The 17,388-nt window shown below is 70.6% G+C and carries 13 protein-coding genes; 6 read left to right on the top strand and 7 right to left on the bottom strand.

Annotated elements, in window-relative coordinates:
- Positions 1-7: 7 nt before the first annotated feature.
- The 5 genes from ACTIE5_RS23950 to ACTIE5_RS23930 all read right to left on the bottom strand — a co-directional run bounded on the left by ACTIE5_RS23950 (position 8) and on the right by ACTIE5_RS23930 (position 5,521).
- Positions 8-2,488 (bottom strand): glycogen/starch/alpha-glucan phosphorylase, encoded by a 2,481-nt coding sequence (locus ACTIE5_RS23950; RefSeq protein ID WP_439552245.1) that lies wholly within the window; start codon positions 2,486-2,488, stop codon positions 8-10.
- A gap of 115 nt (positions 2,489-2,603) precedes the next feature.
- A complete protein-coding gene (locus ACTIE5_RS23945; RefSeq protein WP_439552244.1) occupies positions 2,604-3,569 on the bottom strand; it encodes a glucokinase in 966 nt (321 codons plus the stop codon).
- A gap of 37 nt (positions 3,570-3,606) precedes the next feature.
- Complete coding sequence (locus ACTIE5_RS23940; protein WP_439552243.1) at positions 3,607-3,918, bottom strand: c-type cytochrome; 312 nt, start codon at positions 3,916-3,918, stop codon at positions 3,607-3,609.
- A gap of 93 nt (positions 3,919-4,011) precedes the next feature.
- Positions 4,012-4,764 carry an SDR family NAD(P)-dependent oxidoreductase gene (locus ACTIE5_RS23935; protein WP_439552242.1) on the bottom strand — a complete coding sequence of 251 codons (753 nt, stop codon included), beginning with the start codon at positions 4,762-4,764 and terminating at the stop codon, positions 4,012-4,014.
- A 13-nt stretch (positions 4,765-4,777) separates the two neighbouring features.
- Complete coding sequence (locus ACTIE5_RS23930; protein ID WP_439552241.1) at positions 4,778-5,521, bottom strand: SDR family oxidoreductase; 744 nt, start codon at positions 5,519-5,521, stop codon at positions 4,778-4,780.
- Between the two features lie 183 nt (positions 5,522-5,704).
- On the opposite strand from ACTIE5_RS23930, the gene ACTIE5_RS23925 reads away from it, so the two are divergent.
- The 6 genes from ACTIE5_RS23925 to ACTIE5_RS23900 all read left to right on the top strand — a co-directional run bounded on the left by ACTIE5_RS23925 (position 5,705) and on the right by ACTIE5_RS23900 (position 15,185).
- Positions 5,705-8,983, top strand: a complete 3,279-nt coding sequence (locus ACTIE5_RS23925) for a DUF2126 domain-containing protein (RefSeq protein ID WP_439552240.1) — start codon at positions 5,705-5,707, stop codon at positions 8,981-8,983.
- A gap of 47 nt (positions 8,984-9,030) precedes the next feature.
- The gene (locus ACTIE5_RS23920) at positions 9,031-11,469 is read left to right on the top strand and encodes a circularly permuted type 2 ATP-grasp protein (protein ID WP_439552239.1); all 2,439 of its coding nucleotides are present in this window, start codon (positions 9,031-9,033) and stop codon (positions 11,467-11,469) included.
- Positions 11,466-12,365: a transglutaminase family protein gene (locus ACTIE5_RS23915; RefSeq protein ID WP_439552238.1), complete on the top strand. Its 900-nt coding sequence runs from the start codon at positions 11,466-11,468 to the stop codon at positions 12,363-12,365. Before ACTIE5_RS23920 ends, ACTIE5_RS23915 begins: the two co-directional genes overlap by 4 nt.
- Entirely contained in the window at positions 12,362-13,249 is an 888-nt protein-coding gene (locus ACTIE5_RS23910) for an endonuclease/exonuclease/phosphatase family protein (protein WP_439552237.1), read from the top strand. The genes ACTIE5_RS23915 and ACTIE5_RS23910 overlap by 4 nt, the downstream gene beginning before the upstream one ends.
- Before the next feature lie 75 nt (positions 13,250-13,324).
- On the top strand, positions 13,325-14,317 hold the full coding sequence (locus ACTIE5_RS23905; protein WP_439552236.1) for a hypothetical protein: 993 nt from the start codon (positions 13,325-13,327) through the stop codon (positions 14,315-14,317).
- Positions 14,318-14,372: 55 nt separating this feature from the next.
- Entirely contained in the window at positions 14,373-15,185 is an 813-nt protein-coding gene (locus ACTIE5_RS23900; protein ID WP_439552235.1) for an aspartate/glutamate racemase family protein, read from the top strand.
- A 189-nt stretch (positions 15,186-15,374) separates the two neighbouring features.
- Here the strand turns inward: ACTIE5_RS23900 and ACTIE5_RS23895 are convergent, their stop codons facing one another.
- A complete protein-coding gene (locus ACTIE5_RS23895) occupies positions 15,375-16,346 on the bottom strand; it encodes a Bug family tripartite tricarboxylate transporter substrate binding protein (protein WP_439552234.1) in 972 nt (323 codons plus the stop codon).
- A 5-nt stretch (positions 16,347-16,351) separates the two neighbouring features.
- On the bottom strand, positions 16,352-17,335 hold the full coding sequence (locus tag ACTIE5_RS23890) for a Bug family tripartite tricarboxylate transporter substrate binding protein (RefSeq protein ID WP_439552233.1): 984 nt from the start codon (positions 17,333-17,335) through the stop codon (positions 16,352-16,354).
- Between the last annotated feature and the right edge of the window lie 53 nt (positions 17,336-17,388).

Raw genomic sequence — 17,388 nt, 5'->3', positions numbered from 1 at the left:
CAACCCCTCACCGTTTCACCGGTACGTTCCAGATCTCCTGCGCATATTCGGCGATGGTGCGGTCGGAGGAGAACCACCCCATGCTGGCGGTATTGATCACGGCCGATTTCCACCAGGCCGCCGGATCGCGCCACCGCGCCGCGACATTGCGCTGCGCGTCGTAGTAGCTGTCGAAATCCGCCGTCACCATGAAGTAGTCGCTGCCGCGCAGGTTCGCGACCAGCTCCCGGTACCGCCCGGGATCGTCGGGGGAGAAGACGCCAGCCTCGATCTGCTCCAGCGCTTCCTGCAGCCGGCGGGATTGCTCGACGGCGCGCTGGCCCTGCCAGCCTTCCCGCCGCCGCTGGTCCACTTCCTGCGTCGTCAGGCCGAAGATGAAGATGTTGTCGTCGCCGACATGTTCCTTGATCTCGACATTGGCGCCGTCCAGCGTGCCGATGGTCAGCGCCCCGTTCAGCGCGAACTTCATGTTGCCGGTGCCCGACGCCTCCATCCCCGCCGTGCTGATCTGCTCCGACAGATCGGCCGCGGGCACGATCACCTCGGCGAGGGAGACGTTGTAGTTCGGCAGGAACACGATCTTCAGCAGGTTGCGGACGGTCGGGTCGCTGTTCACAACGCGCGCGACGTCATGCGCCAGCTTGATGATGAGCTTGGCGCGATGGTAGCTGCTGGCCGCCTTGCCGGAGAAGATCTTCACGCGCGGCGCCCAGTCCCGCGTCGGCTGGCTGCGGATCTCGTCGTACAAGGCGACGGCTTCCAGCACGTTGAGCAGCTGGCGCTTGTATTCGTGGATGCGCTTGATCTGCACGTCGAAGATCGCATCGGGGTCGAGGCGAAGCTGGAAGCGGTCGCGCACCAGGTCGGCCAGCGCCATCTTGTTGGCGCGCTTCACGGCGGCGAACTTCTCCTGGAACGCCTTGTCGCCGGCCAGGGGCTTCAGCTTGGCCAGCGACTCCGGGCGGTCCAGCACCTCCGGCCCGATGGCCTCCACCAGCAGGGATGTCAGGCCCGGATTGCATTGCTGCAGCCAGCGCCGGAAGGTGATGCCGTTGGTCTTGTTGGTCAGACGGTCCGGGAACAGCCGGTGGAAGTCCGAAAATACCGTCTGCTTCAGCAAATCCGAATGCAGGGCGGAGACGCCATTCACCTTGTGCGAGCCGACGACCGCCAGGTGCCCCATCCGCACGCGGCGCCCATGCCCTTCCTCGATGAGCGAGACGGAGGACAGCAGCCGCCCATCGCCGGGATATTTCAGCCGCACGCCATCGAGGTGGAAGGCGTTGATGAGGTAGATCAGCTGCATGTGCCGCGGCAGCAGCCGTTCCATCAGAGGCACCGGCCAGGATTCCAGTGCCTCCGGCAGCAGGGTGTGGTTGGTGTAGCTGATGGTCTTCTGGGTGATCGGCCAGGCCTCGTCCCAGGGGATGTCGTGCAGGTCGACCAGGATGCGCAGCAGCTCCGCCACCACGATGGCGGGGTGCGTATCGTTCAGCTGGATGGAGACGCGGTCCGGCAGTGAGCGAAGGTCGCCGTAAACGCGAAGATGCCGACGCACCAAATCCTGGAGCGCGGCAGACGAGAAAAAGTACTCCTGCCGCAGCCGCAATTCCTGTCCCGCCGCGCTTTCGTCGGAAGGATAGAGCAGCTTGGAGATGCTCTCCGCCTTCACCTTGTTCGTCAGGGCGCCCATGTGATCGCCGGAATTGAAGGCATCGAGCCGCAGCGGATCGACCGCGCGCGCCGACCACAGCCGCAGCGTGTTCACATGCGCGCCACGCCAGCCGACGATCGGCGTGTCATAGGCCACTGCCTGTACCGTCTCACCGGGCTTCCACACATGCTTCACGCGGGCCTCGCTGACCGTCACGGCTTCCACCGTGCCGCCGAAGCCGATCTCATGCGCGATCTCGGGGCGCGCGAATTCCCAGGGGTTGCCGTCGTTCAGCCAATCCTCGGGATATTCCCGCTGCCAGCCATCGCGGATGATCTGGCGGAACAGGCCGTGGTCGTAGCGGATGCCGTAGCCGAAGGCGGGGATGGACAGCGTCGCCATGCTTTCCATGAAGCAGGCCGCCAGCCGCCCGAGGCCGCCATTGCCCAGCGCCGCATCGGGTTCCGCGATGCGCAGTTTCTCCAGATCCACGCCCAGCGGTTCCAGCGCCTCCCGCAGCGTCGGCAGCAGGTTCAGGTTGCTGACATTGTCGCGCAGCAGCCGGCCGATGAGGAATTCGAGGCTGAGGTAATAGACCTGCTTCGCGCCGGACTGGTAGGTGGCCCGCGTCAGGTCGATCCAGCGATCGACGATGCGGTCACGCACGGCCAGCGCGGTGGCGATGAACCAGTCCCGGTCCCGCGCGCCGAGCCGGCTCTTGCCCAGATCGTAGGTCAGTTTCCGCAGGATCACCTCGCGCAGGGCGGCGGCGTCCTCGCTCTCCCCGGGCCGGGTGGGGATGGGCGGGGCGCTCGTCGTCGTCGAGGTGTCCATGGGCGGGTGGCTCCTTCCTGGGTGCCGGGGAGGCGGTGGTTGTCCCAACGCGCTGCGATGCAACAAATTGCATGGTCCCGCGCCGAGATCAAAGCACAGGAATAGGCGCGGATGGTTAGCTTTCTGCGACCGGCTGTCCGGCCGCCGCTTCCGCCAGCGCCGCCAGGCCCGGGAAGGCGGGGGCGGGGTGGGTCACGATGAACAGCGGCACGCCCTGCATCCAGCCCGCCATCGGGGCCTTGTCCTCGAACCGCGCGCGGAAGGCGGCCTGGTCAAGCCCCGGCGCCAGGCGCGGCAGGATGCCGCCCGCCAGGAACACGCCGCCCCGCGCGCCCCAGGCCAGGGCCATATCCCCCGCGAAGCCGGCCAGCAGGCTCAGGAACAGGCGCAGCGCCTCCGCCGCCACCGGGCAATCACCGGCCGCCGCCACCACCGCGGCCGCGTCGCGGTCGGGCACCGCCGCCCCCCGTAGCCCTGCCACCACCGCATGGAGGTTGGCGATCCCGCGGCCGGAGAGCGCTTCCTCCGCCCCCGCGCGGCCGCAGCGGGCGCGCAGCCCCGCCACCACCGCATCCTCCACGGTATCGACCGGCGCCAGGCCGATATGCCCGCCCTCCGTCGGCACCACGATTGGCCCCTGTGGCGGCCCCGGCAGCAGCGCGGCGCAGCCAAGCCCGGTGCCCGGCCCCAGCACCAGCATCGGCGCCCCGGGCTCCGCCCTTGCCGTGCCGATCGGGATCAGGTCGGCGGATGACAGGTGGGGCAGGGCATGCGCCAGGGCCTGGAAATCATTCACCAGCCGGGCGTGGCGCAGGCCGAAATGCGCGGCGATGGCGGCTTCTGCGAAGCGCCAGGGCGCGTTGGTCAGCCGCGCCGTGCCGGCGGAAACCGGCCCCGCCACCGCCAGCACCGCGCCTTCCGCCGCCATGCCCGGCGAAAGCTCCGCGAGCGCGGCTTCCATCGCTGCTTCCGGCGTCGGGAAGCCCGCCACGGGCAGGATGACGGGCGGGCCGATCACGCCATCCGCCAGCAGGGCGAAGCGGGCGTTGGTCCCGCCGATATCGGCCAGCAGCGCCCTCATGCCGCCTGGCCCCGCGCGGTTTCTGAGTTCCTCGGCGTCAGCGCGGTCTTTGCGCGAGGATATAGGCCGCCAGGTCCTGCGCCTGCCGCGCCGTCAGCCCATGGTCCGGCATGTTGGCATGCGGCAGGCGCAGATAGGTCGCGATACCCTCGGCCGTCGCGCCCCGCCGTGCCGCGATGGTCGGGAAGGCCGGCGCGGCATCGTTGCGTCCGCCGGGCGCCTGGGCGGCGATGGTGTGGCACGCGCTGCACCATTGCCGCGCCAGCCATCGGCCACGTTCCACCGCTTCCCCATCCGCCCACGCCGTGGCGGGCAGGGCGGCCAACATCCCCAGCAGCATGAATCGCATCGCTCGCATCCCCGTCTCCATCCCGGCACAACCGGGTGGCATCCAGGCTAGGCCAGGGCGATGCGTTGCTCATTGCGCCGTATCAATCCCCTCTCAATAGGTCGCGCGCCCGCCGGAGATGTCGAACACCGCGCCGGTGGAGAAACTGCAATCCGCCGTGCAGAGCCAGCAGATCAGCGCCGCGATCTCCTCCACCTCCACGAAGCGGCCCATAGGGATCTTCGACAGCATGAAGGCGATGTGGGCTTCCGTCATCTGGTTGAAGATGTCGGTCTTGGCGGCCGCGGGGCAGACGCAGTTCACCAGTACGTTCTTCTGCGCCACTTCCTTGGCCAGCGACTTGGTGTAGCCGATCAGCCCCGCCTTGCTGGCGGAATAATGAGCGGCGTTCGGATTGCCCTCCTTCCCCGCCACCGACGCCACATTCACCACCCGCCCCCAGCCATTGGCGATGAGGTGCGGCATCACCGCGCTGGCCACGATGAAGGGCGCGTTGAGGTTCACGTCGATCACGCGGCGCCACTGCGCCACCGGAATCTCCCAGGACGGCATGTTGCCGCCGGTGATGCCGGCATTGTTCACCAGCAGGTCGATCTTGCCGTGTGCCTTCAGCGTGCGCTGCGTGGCCTCCGCCACCGCGACCTCATCCGCCAAATCCAGCACTTCCGCCGTGACGTTGCCGTCGGCCGCCAGGGCGGCGCGGCTCTCCTCGGCCTTGGCGGGGTCCATGTCCCAGATGGAGACGCTGGCTCCCGACTGCACCATCCGCCTGGCGACCGCGAGCCCGATGCCGCGCGCGCCGCCGGTGACGATCCCGACCCGGCCCTGAAGGTCCAGCTTGTTCATCGCCATCGCTCCCTCAACCGCGGCCCACGAAGGGCATCTTGGTGGCCATGATGGTCATGGTCAGCACATTGGTCGCCAGCGGCCAGGCCGCCATCTGCGCCACCGCCTGGCCGACATGGTCCACATCCATCAGCGGCTCCGCCTTGATGGTCCAGTCCGCCTGAGGCACGCCGCGCGCCATGCGTTCCGCCATCGGCGTCGCGGCGTTGCCGATATCGATCTGCCCGACCGCGATGTCGAAGCGGCGGCCATCCAGGTTCATCGACTTGGTCAGGCCCGTCACCGCATGCTTGGTGCTGGTGTAGGGCGCGCTGCCCGGCCGCGGCGCATGGGCGCTGATCGATCCGTTGTTGATGATGCGCCCGCCCACCGGCGACTGCTTCGCCATCATGCGGAAGGCCGCATGGGCGCACAGGAAGACGCCATTCAGGTTGACGTTCACCACCTTGAACCACTGCTCCGCCGTCAACTCCTCGAACGGCGTGCCGGGCACGTTGTTCCCGGCGTTGTTGAACAGCAGGTCGAGGCGGCCGAATTCCTTCTCGATCGCGGCGAAGGCGGCGTCGATCTGGGCGGGGTCCGTCACATCCGCCGGCACCACAAGGGTCGTGCCCTTGCACAGCCCCGCCGTCTCCTCCAGCGCATCGCGCCGGCGGCCGAGCAGCGCCACGGTCCAGCCATCGGCCGCCAGCGCGATGGAGGCCGCGCGGCCGACGCCCGATCCGGCGCCCGTCACCAAGGCATATTTCTGGGCCATGCTGGTTTCCCCCTTCAGGTAGTCCGATCCGGCGCGCAGGGTGGATCGGCCGCCCCCCGCCTGTCCACCCAGGGGCAGCCTGGCGGGCTGGAGCCGGGCCTCATGCTGCGCTGCGGCCTTGCGGCGGGGACCGTTCCAATGGGATAGCGAAGGTACCGTCTCCCCGCCGGACAAAATCGCCCCATGAGCATCCACGCCGCGCTGACGCACCGCACGACCTACAGCTACGACCGGCTGGTCGGCATGTCGCCGCAGTTGATCCGGCTGCGCCCGGCGCCCCATTGCCGGACCCCCATCCTCTCCTACTCGCTCGACATCCAGCCGAAGCCGCATTTCCTCAACTGGGTGCAGGACCCCCAGGGCAATTTCATCGCCCGCGTCGTCTTCCCCGACAGGGTGCGGAAGTTCGAGGTGACGGTCGATCTCCTCGCCGACCTCGCCATCATCAACCCCTTCGACTTCTTCGTGGAGCCGGAGGCCGAGTCATTCCCCTTCGAATACGACCCGGTGCTGGCGCAGGAACTTGCGCCCTTCCGCCGCGTGGATGCGCCGGGGCCGTTGCTGGACGCCTACCTGAAGGGCGTGCCGCGCAGCGCGCCGAACACGGTCAACTACCTGGTCGACCTCAACCAGAAGCTCTCGACGGAAATCGGCTACATCGTCCGCATGGAACCCGGCGTCTGGACGCCGGAGGAAGTGCTGGAGAACCGCAAGGGCTCCTGCCGGGACTCGGGCTGGCTGCTGGTGCAGATCCTGCGGCACCTCGGCTTTGCCGCGCGCTTCGTCTCCGGCTACCTGATCCAGCTCGTGCCCGATGTGAAGTCGGTCACGGGCCCGGTCGGCACCTCGGTCGATTTCACCGACCTCCATGCGTGGTGCGAGGTCTATGTGCCGGGCGCCGGCTGGATCGGCCTCGACCCCACCTCCGGCCTGCTGGCCGGTGAGGGCCATATCCCGCTGGCGGCGACGCCGGAACCCGCCTCCGCCGCCCCCATCACCGGCGGGGTGGATGAGGCCGAGACGGAATTCGGCTTCCACATGGAAGTCCGGCGCGTGGAGGAAACGCCCCGCGTCACCAAGCCCTACACGGAGGATGCCTGGGCGCGGATCGCGGCCCTCGGCGCCAGCGTGGACAAGGCGCTGGTCGATGGCGATGTCCGCCTGACGGTCGGCGGGGAGCCCACCTTCGTGGCGGAGGCCGATCGCGACGCGCCGGAATGGAACACGGAGGCGCTTGGCCCCACCAAGCGCGCCTATGCCGGCCGCCTGCTGCGCCGCCTGCAGCCGCTCTGGGCGCCGGGTGCCGCGCTGACCTATGCGCAGGGCAAGTGGTATCCGGGGGAGCAACTGCCGCGCTGGGGCCTCTACTGCCACTGGCGCGCGGATGGGGAGCCCGTCTGGACCGACCCCGCGCTGCTCGCCAGCGATGACGACACGGGCGATGCGACGGCGCAGGACGCGGCGGAATTCGCCACCATCCTCGCCGGCCATCTCGGCATCGATCCAACGCTGCGCATCCCCGCGCATGAGGACATCCACTACTACCTCTGGCGGGAGAAGAAGCTGCCCGCGAATGTGGTGGCGGAGGATGCGAAGCTGCGCGATCCGCTGGAACGCGCGCGACTGGCCAGGCTGTTCGGCGCCGGGCTGAACGAGGAAGTCGGCAGCGTCCTGCCGCTGCGTCGCCGCGGCGAGGGTGAGGCGCGGGCCTGGGAATCCGGGAAGTGGGCCCTTCGCGAAGGCGAGTTGTTCCTGATCCCCGGTGACAGCCCCATCGGCTTCCGCCTGCCGCTGGAAAGCCTGCCCTGGGCGACCGAGGAATCGATCGAGGCCGAGCCCGAGCCCGATCCCTTCACCCGCCGCGAACCCCTCCGCCCGCGCCGCGAATTGCCGGAAGGCCGCGCCCGCATCGTGGAGCAGACGCTGCCCGTGCCGGGGCGGGAGGAACCGGGCGTGGTGCGCACCGCGCTCTGCGTGGAAGCGCGCCGCGGCCTGATCCACTGCTTCCTGCCGCCGCTGACGGTGGCCGATGACTGGCTGGACCTGGTCGCGGCCATCGAGGCGACGGCGCGCGACACAGGCCGCAAGGTGTTCCTCGAAGGCTATCTCGCGCCGTCCGACCCGCGGCTGCGTGACTTCTCCGTCACGCCCGATCCCGGCGTGATCGAGGTCAACATCCACCCCGCCAGCGACTGGCAGGACCTCGCCACCCGCACGGAGCAGCTTTACGAGGAAGCCCGCCAGGTCGGGCTGGACTCCCAGAAATTCATGCTGGATGGCCGCCATGTCGGCACCGGCGGCGGCAACCACATGGTGATGGGCGCGGCGGAGGTGGCGGACAGCCCCTTCCTGCGGCGGCCTGACCTGCTGAAGTCGCTCGTCGCCTTCTGGCACAACCATCCGAGCCTTTCCTACCTGTTCAGCGGCATGTTCATCGGCCCCACCAGCCAGCATCCCCGCGTGGATGAGGCGCGCGGCGACGCGGTGCATGAGCTGGAGACGGCACTGGCCCAGGTGCCCCCGCCCGGCGTGGATACGCCCCCCTGGATGGTGGACCGCATCTTCCGGAACCTGCTGGTCGACATGACCGGCAACACCCACCGGACGGAATTCTGCATCGACAAGATGTACGATCCCTCCGGGCCCTCTGGCAGAAGGGGTCTGGTCGAGTTCCGGGGGTTCGAGATGCCGCCGCATTGGCGCATGTCGCTGGCCCAGCAGGTGTTGCTGCGGAGCCTCGTCGCCGGCTTCTGGCAGCGGCCGTATGAGCGGCGCCTCATCAAATGGGGCACCAGGCTGCATGACGATTTCATGCTGGAACATCACTGCCGGCAGGATTTCGGTGACGTGCTGGAGGAACTATCGGGCCTCGGCTTCCGCCTGGACCCCGCATGGTTCGCCCCCCACTTCGAGTTCCGTTTCCCGAAGGTCGGCGCCATCGCCGTGCGCGGCATGGAGCTTGAACTGCGAAACGCGCTGGAACCCTGGCATGTGCTGGGGGAGGAAGCCGCCGCCGGCGGCACCACGCGCTACGTGGACAGCAGCGTCGAACGGCTGCAGGCGCGCGTCACGGGCTGGGTGGAGGAACGCTTCACCCTGTCCTGCAACGGCGTCGCCGTGCCGCTGCAGCCCACGGGGACGGAGGGCGAATACGTAGCCGGCGTGCGCTTCAAGGCGTGGGACCCGCCCTCCGCCCTGCATCCGACGGTGCGCGCCCAGGCGCCGCTGACCTTCGATGTCTATGACAGCTGGACCGGCCGATCGCTCGGCGGCTGCACCCATCACGTGGCGCATCCGGGCGGGCGCAACTACCAGACCTTCCCGGTCAATGCGAATGAGGCCGAGGCCCGCCGCCGCGCGCTGTTCTTGCCGATGGGCCACACCCCTGGCCCCATGGCGCCGCCCCGCGTGGTCACGTCCCGTGCCACCCCCCGCACCCTCGATTTGAGGCGCGCCCGCTGACCCACGTCGCGGCGCCGGGGGGAGGTGCCCCCCCACAACTGGACGAGATGGTGGATGGCCGCGGCCGGGTGCGCCCGCAATGGCGCGGGCTGCTCGGCGCCTATTCCTCGCTGGGCTATGCCGCGGTCGCCGAGCGTGGCCGCCGCCTGGACCGGGCGTTCGAGGAGGAGGGCGTCGCCACCGTCCTCGCCGCCGATGCCAGCGGGGGCGGCCCGCGGTCCCGCCGCCCCTGGCGCTGCGATCCCGTCCCCCTGATCCTGGGGGCGGAGGAGTTCGAGGCGCTGGAAGGCGGCATGGCCCAGCGCGCGCGCCTGCTCTCCGCCATGCTGGATGACCTCTACGGCCCGCAGGCCCTGCTGCGCGAAGGGGTGCTGCCGGCGGCGCTGGTGGCGGGCAACCCGCATTTCCTCCGCCCCTGCCGCGCCCCTGCGCCGCAGCCCTTCCCGCGGCTGATGTTCTACGGCGCCGACCTGCTGCGCGGCCCCGATGGCGAATGGCGCGTGGTGGCGGATCGCTGCGGCGGCGCGAATGGCGTGGGCTTCGCGGCGGAGAACCGCGCGCTTCTGGCCCGCGTGCTGCCGGAAGCCTTCCGCGCCGTGCAGGTCCGCCCGCTGCGCCCCTTCTTCGACACCTGGCTGGACGGGTTGCAGAACCTGGCGCCCGCCGGCGTGGACAATCCCCGCATGGCCTTGCTGACGCCGGGCGCCAAGCAGGACACCTGGCTGGAACACCTGCTGCTGTCCCGCGAACTCGGCCTTGAACTGGTGGAGCCCGGGGACCTCACGGTGCGGGACGGCCAGGTCTTCCTGAAGACCCTGCGCGGCCTGCGCCGGATCGACGTCATCCTCCGCCGCATCAAGGGGGAGCAGTCGGACCCGCTGGAGTTCAATGCGGGCTCCGGCGTGCCCGGCCTGATGCAGGTGCTGCGCTCCGGCGCCGTGCGCCTGGTGAATGCCCCCGGTTCCATGCTGGTGGAGGCCCCCGGCGCCGCGCCCTACCTGCCCGGTTGCGCCCGCTTCCTGCTGGGGGAGGAGCTTCGCCTCGGCGCGCTGGAGACGCTGTGGCTCGGCGATGAGGAATCGCGCCGCATCGTGCAGGCCGATCCCGATGCCTGGCGGCTGCGCTCCGCCTTCGATCCGGGCCAGCCCGTGGCGCTCGGCGCGCTCGATGTCTTATCGGGGCGCGGCACCACGCCGCCCTGGATGGTGGCCGCCACGCGGCCCATGGCGCCGTCCGGCGCGCCGCGCCTGATGGGGGAGACGCTGGAACCCGCCCCCGTGATGCTGCGGATGTTCCTGGCGCGCGATGCCGGCGGCGCCTGGCGCGCCATGCCGGGCGGCCTGGCCCATCTGCTGGAAGGCAGCGGCGCCATCGCGGGCCCGCCGACGCGCCGTGGCGTGGCCAAGGATGTCTGGGTGCTGGCGGAGGATGGGGGCGACATCCTCGGCCCCGCCGCGCCGCGCGTGGCGACGCTGCCGATCCGCCGGTCCTCCGGTGAACTGCCCTCCCGCGTCGCGGATGACCTCTACTGGCTGGGGCGCTACCTGGAACGGCTGGAATCCAGCGCGCGCCTGGTCCGTGCCCTGCTGGCGCGCCTGCTGCGCGGCGCCACCCTGCCGCGCGAACTGGCGGAAATCCGGGCCCTGACGCGCTGCCTGACCGCGGCCGGGCTGATGGAGGAGGAGGTCGCCGCCAGCCCCGCCGATGGCACCGCCTTGCCGCGCGCGCTGCGCGCCATGGCGGGCCCCGGCGGCGGGCTGCTCGGGCTGCTGGAGATGGTGGAACGCCCCCAGGCCGCGGTGCGGGACCGGCTGACGCATGACATGTGGGCCGCCTTCGCGCAGCTCAGCCAGGAAGGCCGCGCGCGGCTGGCCGCCGGCACCGCCGGGCTGGATGCGCTGGTGGAGGCAATGGGCGCCATCATCCGCGCCTGCACCGCGGTGGCCGGCATCGCGGCGGAGAACATGGTCCGCGGCGGCGCGTGGATGTTCCTCGACCTCGGCCGCCGGATCGAACGCGCCACCACCACCGCGCGCAACCTGGCCCATGCGCTGGACCAGCCGCCGCGCCGGATGGAGGCCGGGTTGCGCCTCGCGCTCGAGATCTGCGACAGCGCGCTGACCTATCGCGCCCGCTACCTCGCCACCATCCAGCCCGCGCCGGTGCTGGACCTCGTGCTGGCCGATCCCGGCAATCCCCGCGCGCTGGGCTTCCAGCTGACCGCCGTGAAGGAACGCCTGGCGGAGATCGGCGGGGCGGATGACGCGCTGGCCGCCACGGCCTCCGTCCTCGCCGCCCGGCCGCAGCGCCTGGTGGATGAGGTGCTGATGGAGCTTGACCGGGACGCCGCCGCCGCCCGCCTGCCCGATGCGCTGCTGGCGCTGGAACATGAGACGGCGGCGCTGTCCGACGCCGTCGCGCGGCGCTATGTCAGCCACGTCCGCGCCCGCGCGCTGGATGAGGATGAACCGGGAGGAACGGGGTGACGCGCTACGCGCTGCGGCACCACACGGCCTACAGCTATGGCAGGGCGGTGGACCTCGCATCCCACCTGCTGCACCTGTCCCCGCGCCCGGTGCCCGGCCAGCGCGTGGAGGAAGCGACCATCCATGTGGCCCCCGAATTCGGCTACCGCGTCGATGGCCACGACCATTTCGGCAACGGCGTCACCTGGCTGTTCCTGGAAGCGCCCCACGCCGCCTTCGAGGTGACGCTGGAAGCCACCGTCGATGTCGCCTTCGCGCCGCCCCCGCCGGATGACCAGACGCCTGCCTGGGAAGCGGTGCGCGCGGCGGCGATGCGGCCGGAGGGCTGGGACGCCGCCGAATTCGCGCTGCCCTCGGCGCTCGCGCCGGCGGACCGCTCGGCCGGCGCCTATGCGGCGCGGTCCTTCCCCCCGGGGCGGCCCGTGCTGGCCGGGCTGCGGGAATTGTGCGGCCGCATCCGGCGGGACTTCGCCTTCAAGCCCGGCGTCACCACCATCTCCACCCCCGTGGCCACGGTGCTGGCGCTGCGCGCCGGCGTCTGCCAGGACTTCGCCCATCTGATGATCGCGGGGCTGCGCGCGATCGGCCTGCCGGCGCGCTATGCCAGCGGCTATGTCCGCACCCGTCCGCCGCCCGGCCAGAAGCGCCGGCAGGGGGCGGACCAGTCCCATGCCTGGGTGGGCGCCTGGCTCGGCCCCGATCACGGCTGGGTGGACCTCGACCCCACGAATGACCTCGTCGTCTCCGACGAGCATCTGCTGCTGGGCTGGGGGCGGGACTATGCCGATGTCAGCCCGGTGAAGGGCATCCTGCTCGGCGGCGGGCGGCAGGGGCTGGAGGTCAGCGTGGATCTGGTGCCGGTGGATGAGCCGGTGGATGAGGAGGAGGTTGCGTGACCATCACCTTCGCGAGCTACAACATCCAGTACGGCAAGGGGCAGGACGGCCGCTACGACCTGGAACGCATCGCGCGGGAAATCGAGGCCGCCGACGTGATCGCGTTGCAGGAGGTCGCGACCGGCTTCGCGCGCAACGATTTCGTGGATCAGGCCGCCTGGTTCGCCGAGAGGCTGGACCGCTACGCCGTCTATGGCGCGCCCTATGATGTCGATGCCAGCTACCGGGACGCCACCACGGGCCGCGTGGTGAATCGCCGGCGCCGCTTCGGCAACATGGTGCTGTCCCGCTGGCCCATCCGCTCCACCCGCACGCTGGTGCTGCCCTTCATGCCCCCGGCGCAGGACCAGGACATCCAGCGCTGCGCGGTGGAGGCGGTGCTGGACCTGCCGGGCGGGCCCATCCGGGTCTATTCGCTGCACCTGTCGCACCTGACGCCGGGCACCCGCATTCCGCAGGTGGAGGCGCTGAAGGCCATGGTCGCCAGCGCGCCGCGGGACGGCATGGCTTGGGCCAATGAACGCAACACCGACCCCAGCTGGGCCGAGGGCTGGGCCGAACCCGCGCCGCCCGAGCCCTGCATCCTGATGGGCGACTTCAACCTGCGCCCGGCCGACCCGGAATACCCGCTGCTGGTCGGCGATATCGGCATGGCGGGCGGCCGCGTGCCGCTGCGCGGGCAGTTCATCGATGCCTGGGTCCAGGCGGGCCAGGCGGAACGCACGGGCTGCACCCTGGCGGAATGGAACGGGGAGCCCGGCGGCCGCATCGACTACGCCTTCCTGCATCCCGCGCTGGTGCCGGCACTGCGCCGCGCCTGGATCCGCGAAGACGCGACCGGCAGCGACCACTATCCCTTCTTCGTCGAACTGGCGCTCGGCTGATCATCTGTCGCCGCGGTTGAAACCGCACCGCCCCGCGCGTTAATCAGGTTGCGGGACGGGAACGGGGCGGGCGCGATGCATCCACTCGACTGGTCGCGGCGGGATGCCGAACTGGCGCTGGCGGCGATGAAGGCGGTCTTCACCCTCTACGGAAAGCGCGACCTGGCGCCGATCCATGCGGAGTTCCTGCTGGCGATGCGGGACGCCGTGTTCCGCCAGCCGGGGCTCGATCCGTTGGCGGCGCGGCCCATCGGCCCCGGCGAATTCGCCGCGCTGGTGCCGGTGACGGAGCATCGCGAACGCGCGCTCGAATACCTCACCATCGTTCCCTATGTGGATGTGGCGATCGAGCCCGCGAAGGCGGAACTGGTCGGCCAGTACTTCGCCTTCGTCGGCCGCGGCAGCGATGCGCTGAAATTCCTCGACAACATCGCGCACCAGCATGTCCGCGCCAGCCAGTTCTGCATCGCCCGCAAGCTGCTGCCGAAGCTGCTGCCCGGCGGGCCGATGACGCAGGTGACGCGCGCCATCCGCATGCTGCGGGAGAATCGCGGGGACGCCGCCAAGGCCGCGCGCTTCCAGGCGCTGGGCCGGCTGCCGGAACGCACGCTGGGCAACGTGTTCTACCGCTTCCACCGCGCCCGCGGCTTCGCCCTGCCAGGCGAGCCCGGCTGCATGCCGGAGGATCTGCTGGCGACGCACGACATCACCCACATGCTGTCGGGCTACAACACCGATGCGAATGGCGAGATCTGCGCCAACGCCTTCGCCGGCGGGTCGATGCCGAAACATGCGCTGATGATCGCGGTCACCGGCCTGCTGTCCTTCCACAACAAGGGCGGGCTGGACCAGAGCGGCAAATACGCGGCCTCCACCGGCAACCTCAACCCGCGCGAATTCGCCAACGCCTTCCAGCGCGGCATGGAGAGCACCTGCCTGGTCGGCTGGGACTACCACCGGGACTGGGAGGTGAGCGTCGATGCGCTGCGCGCGCGCTTCAACATCCGTGACGCCGCCGACATCTGGGACGACCCACCGAGCGAGGAGGCGATGGCGCTGATGAGTTGAGGCGGCGCCGCTGACGGGCGTAGCGTGGCGCCCGGCCAGTGCAGGAGCGCGCCCCATGAAGATCGGTCTTGTCGGTGCGACCCAGGCCGCGGTGGCGGGGCTCGGCGCCCCCGCGGAACTCGCCGCCATCGCGGCGCCCGGCACGGTGATCCAGGCCTTCCCGACGCGGATGCCGGTCTTCGCGCACACGCCCCTCGAATTCGCGATGCAGGCGCTGAACACGACGGAGGCCGGCGTCGCGGCGGCGGCGGCGGGCTGCGACGCGCTGGTGATCAATTCCTTCTCGGATTACGGGATCGCCGCGCTGAAGGCCGCGGTGGACATTCCCGTGGTGGGCGCGGCGGAGGCGACGCTGCGCTTCGTGGCGATGCTCGGCCCGCGCTTTTCCATCGTCACGGTCTGGCCGCCATCCCTCGACTACATGCCCCGCCAGGTGATGCGGGATGCGGGGGCGGAGGGTGCCTGCGCGCGCATCCGGCATGTCGGCGATGAAGCGGTGGTGGCCGGCAGCGCGCGGCCGGATGGCTATGTCAGCGCGCTTCAGCACGCCGAGGGCGACATCGTCGCGCGCATCCAGGCGCAATGCGACGCGGCGGCGGAACAGGATGGGGTGGACGCCATCATCCTGGGCTGCACCTGCATGTCCCCCATCGCCGCGCGGCTGCGGTCCCGCCTGCCCATCCTGAACCCGCTAGCGGTGGCGCTGAAGGTGGCGGAGATGCAGGCGGTGCTCGGCCTGCGCCCGGCGGTGACTGCGCCGCGCCGGCTGCAATCCCTGGCGCGGCTGTCGCAGATGGTGGCGGCGGGGGCGGTGGTGGGATCGGATGGCGATTGCGCGGTCTGCGCCGTGGCGGGGGCGGCGGAATAGCCGGCAACTGTGGCATTTTAGACGCTAAATGCATTTAGCCCTTTTAGCCGTTTTAGTGCATTTAGTCGGGGTGCGCGGCGGGGGCGGCGGCCTGGCCGGACGCCCGGGAAGGGACGGCCGGAGCCTGGGCGCAGGATGCCAGAAACGTATCAGAAACACCGGCCGAAAGGCCAGGGTTTTCGGCGCGGGTCACTCGATGCGGATATTCGCCCGCCTCGGCACGGCGGACCATTTCTCCACCTCCGCGACGTAGAAGCGCTGCCAGGCGTCGCGGTCCATCGGCGCCGGGATCAGGCCGAGGGTCTGGAGGCGCGACGTCACCTCCGGCACTCCGGCGATGCTGGTGAAGGCGGCGTGCATCCGGTCCAGCGCCGCGGCCGCCGTGCCGCGCGGGGCGATGAAGCCGAACCAGCTATCGGCCTGCAGCGCGGTCACGCCGAGTTCGGCGAAGGTCGGAACCTCCGGCAGCAGGGGGCTGCGGGTCGGGCTGGTGACGGCCAGCGCGCGCAGGCGCCCGGCGCGGACATGCTCCGCCACCTCCAGCACGTTGGACACCATGAAATCCAGCCGCCCGGCGATGAGGTCCGTCTGCCCCTGCGGCCCGCTGCGATAGGGCACGTGTTCCAGGGTGAGGCCCAGCGCCTCCTTCATGATCTGGTGCGCGGGCTGCCAGCCCGCCAGCGCGGCGCTGCCGGTCTGCAGCGGCGCCGCGGCGGCGCGGCCGCGGGCGGCCAGCGAGGCAAGCGTCTGGTCCGGCGACCCGGCCGGGACGACCAGGACATTGGCCGAATTGCCGGCGAAGAACAGGCCGGTGAAATCCGCCGTGGTGTCATAGGGCAGCCGCGCATAGAGGCCCGGCGCCACGGCATGGGCGTTCGGGATCAGCAGGATGGTGTGCCCATCCGGTGCCGCCTTGGCGACGCGGTCGGAGGCGATGGTGCCGCCCGCGCCGGTGACGTTCTGCACCACCATCGGCTGGCCGAGCAGCGGCTGCATCCGCTCCGCGAAGGTGCGGGCGATGATGTCGGTGGCGCCGCCCGCGCCATAGCCGACGATCAGCGTGATGGGCTTGTCCGGCCAGGGGGCCTGCGCCAGGGCCGGGAGGGATGCCAGGAAGGGGGCGGCCAGGAGGGGGGTGGCGAGCAGCGACCGGCGAAGCATGGGCGTCACTCCACCACGATGTTCTGCGCGCGGGCCAGGTCGCGGAAGGTGGCCAGTTCCCGCGCCATGAAGGCGGTGAAGGCGGCGGGCTCGGTCTGCTGCGGCATCTCGAGGAACAGCTGCTTGTAGCGGGCGGCGGTGTCGGGGTGGCGGAGGAAGGCCTGCGTTTCCTGCGCCAGGCGGGCCAGGATCGGCGCCGGCGTGCCGGCGGGCGCGGCGAGGCCGTGCCAGGAAGCGAGCTCCGCGCCTGGATAGCTCTCATTCAGCGCGGGCAGGTCCGGGTAGTCCGGCATCCGCGTCGGGGAGGTGGTGGCCAGCGCGCGGATGCGGCCTTCCCGCAGCAGCTGCGCCGTGGTGGCGGCGACGTCGAAGGACACATCGATGGTGCCCGCGACCAGCGCCTGCAGCAGCGGCCCGCCGCCGTTGAAGGGCACATGCGTCATGCGGATGCCGGCCTTGGCCATGAACAGCTCCACGCCCAGGTGGAGCGAGGAGCCGACGCCGGAGGAGCCGAAGTTCAGTGCCTCCGGCCGCGCCTTCGCCGCCGCGACAAGGTCCGCGATGGTGCGGACATCCGGCAGCTTCTGGGGATTCGTGAGGACCAGCGCCGGCGTGACCGCCAGGTTGGAGATCGGGGAGAAATCCTCGATGGGGCGGTAGGGCAGGGGCACGCGGCGCACCGCGGGCAGGATGGCGTTGGCAGCGATGTTGATGAGGCCGATCGCATAGCCATCCGGCGCCGATTTCGCCAGCGCATCCACGCCGATGGAGCTGCCCGCGCCGCCGCGATTCTCGACCACGAAGCCCCGGCCGAAGGCGGTCTGGAAATGCGCGGCCAGCATCCGGCCGACCAGGTCCGCGGCGCCGCCGGGCGGGAAGGGGACGATGAAGCGCACGGGGCGGCTCGGCCAGGCTTCCTGCGCCCAGGCGGGGGCCACCGCGGGCAGGGCCAGGGTGGCGAGGATGAGGCTGCGGCGGGTGGCGCGCATGGTCGGCTTCCTCCTTGTGTTCCGTGTCGGGCTTGCGAGCCGTGGAACTTGGT

This window comes from Falsiroseomonas sp. (assembly GCF_051859025.1).
GTDB lineage: Bacteria > Pseudomonadota > Alphaproteobacteria > Acetobacterales > Acetobacteraceae > Falsiroseomonas.
This window is presented reverse-complemented; position numbering and strand designations above follow the sequence as displayed.

What these genes read in the sequence shown, in the direction of transcription:
- ACTIE5_RS23950 (WP_439552245.1), bottom strand. Translation starts at nt 2,488, where the DNA reads ATGGACACCTCGACGACGACGAGCGCCCCGCCCATCCCCACCCGGCCC.
- ACTIE5_RS23920 (WP_439552239.1), top strand. Translation starts at nt 9,031, where the DNA reads ATGGTGGATGGCCGCGGCCGGGTGCGCCCGCAATGGCGCGGGCTGCTC.
- ACTIE5_RS23895 (WP_439552234.1), bottom strand. Translation starts at nt 16,346, where the DNA reads ATGCTTCGCCGGTCGCTGCTCGCCACCCCCCTCCTGGCCGCCCCCTTC.
- ACTIE5_RS23890 (WP_439552233.1), bottom strand. Translation starts at nt 17,335, where the DNA reads ATGCGCGCCACCCGCCGCAGCCTCATCCTCGCCACCCTGGCCCTGCCC.
- ACTIE5_RS23925 (WP_439552240.1), top strand. Translation starts at nt 5,705, where the DNA reads ATGAGCATCCACGCCGCGCTGACGCACCGCACGACCTACAGCTACGAC.
- ACTIE5_RS23905 (WP_439552236.1), top strand. Translation starts at nt 13,325, where the DNA reads ATGCATCCACTCGACTGGTCGCGGCGGGATGCCGAACTGGCGCTGGCG.
- ACTIE5_RS23945 (WP_439552244.1), bottom strand. Translation starts at nt 3,569, where the DNA reads ATGAGGGCGCTGCTGGCCGATATCGGCGGGACCAACGCCCGCTTCGCC.
- ACTIE5_RS23930 (WP_439552241.1), bottom strand. Translation starts at nt 5,521, where the DNA reads ATGGCCCAGAAATATGCCTTGGTGACGGGCGCCGGATCGGGCGTCGGC.
- ACTIE5_RS23935 (WP_439552242.1), bottom strand. Translation starts at nt 4,764, where the DNA reads ATGAACAAGCTGGACCTTCAGGGCCGGGTCGGGATCGTCACCGGCGGC.
- ACTIE5_RS23900 (WP_439552235.1), top strand. Translation starts at nt 14,373, where the DNA reads ATGAAGATCGGTCTTGTCGGTGCGACCCAGGCCGCGGTGGCGGGGCTC.
- ACTIE5_RS23940 (WP_439552243.1), bottom strand. Translation starts at nt 3,918, where the DNA reads ATGCGATTCATGCTGCTGGGGATGTTGGCCGCCCTGCCCGCCACGGCG.